The 1,285-nt window shown below is 70.1% G+C and carries 1 protein-coding gene; it reads left to right on the top strand.

Annotated features, from left to right (window positions below):
• Window positions 1–94 precede the first annotated feature (94 nt).
• Window positions 95–1,252 (top strand): IS30 family transposase, encoded by a 1,158-nt coding sequence (locus AB0M46_RS51360; protein ID WP_363349080.1) that lies wholly within the window; start codon window positions 95–97, stop codon window positions 1,250–1,252.
• Window positions 1,253–1,285: the final 33 nt, after the last annotated feature.

Consider the following 1,285-nt stretch of genomic DNA (forward strand, 5'->3'; position numbering starts at 1 on the left):
CCCCGGTTTCAAGGGGTCGTTGCAACACCTGACTTGATCAGGGGTTGCCGTGTTCGAGATCCGGGTTGATCGTCGCCCGCAGGGGTGTAAACCGTTGCTGGCTGAGCGTGCGGTGTATGCCGAGCTCGTTGCGCAGGGTGTGCGGACGGGTGAGGCGTGTCGGCTGGTCGGGGTGAGTCCGCGGACGGGGTATCGGTGGCGGCAGGAAGCGGCTGCTGCCGCCGCCGTGGCGGCGGCTGGGCCGCTGCCGGTGGTGGTGTCGGCCCGGTATCTGTCTCAGGATGAGCGGGTCGTGATCGCTGACCGGCTCCGTGCTGGTGTGTCGCAGTCGGCGATCGCCGCCGAGCTGGGCCGGCCGCGGTCCACGGTCAGCCGGGAGATCGCCCGCAACCAGGACCCGGCCGGGGGCGGCTATCAGCCGTTCGCCGCGCAGCAGCGCGCCGAACGCCGCCGGCCCCGGCCGAAGCCCAGGAAGCTGGCCGGGAACCCGGCCCTGCGGGACCTGGTGCAGGAACTGCTGGCGTCCCGGCACAGCCCGCGGCAGATCAGCGCCCGGCTGCGCCGGGACTTCCCCGACCGAAACGAGCTGCGCGTGTCCCACGAGACGATCTACCAGGCGTTGTATGTCCAGGGCCGGGGCGCGCTGCGCCGGGAACTGGCCGCGGCACTACGCACCGGCCGTGCCGTGCGCCGGCCCCGCACCACCGGCACCAGGCCGTCCCGGTTCACCGCACCGATGCTGATGATCAGCGACCGGCCCGCCGAAGCCGACGACCGCGCCATCCCCGGGCACTGGGAAGGCGACCTCATCATCGGCAAAGACGGCAGATCAGCGATCGGCACCCTCGTCGAACGCGCCACCCGCTACGTCCTGCTCGTCCATCTGGGCACCCGCGGCCGCAGCGCCGAAACAGTCCGCGACGCCCTCCTGGACACCGTCGCGACCCTTCCACAGCACCTGAAACGGTCCCTGACCTGGGACCAGGGCGCCGAAATGGCCCTGCACCACCAGTTCACCCTGGCCGCAAACATGCCGGTGTTCTTCTGCGACCCGCACAGCCCCTGGCAACGAGGATCGAACGAGAACACCAACGGCCTGCTACGCCAATACTTCCCCAAAGGCACCAACCTCGCCGGCCACACCCCCGAACACCTCGCCGCAGTCGCCGCCGAACTCAACAGCCGACCCCGCCAAACCCTCGGCTGGGACACCCCAGCCGAACGCCTCGCCCAGTTCCTCACCACCAACTGAAACGCCGTGTTGCAACGACCCCTGGAAACCACC

Source organism: Dactylosporangium sp. NPDC051485 (assembly GCF_040682015.1).
GTDB lineage: Bacteria > Actinomycetota > Actinomycetes > Mycobacteriales > Micromonosporaceae > Dactylosporangium.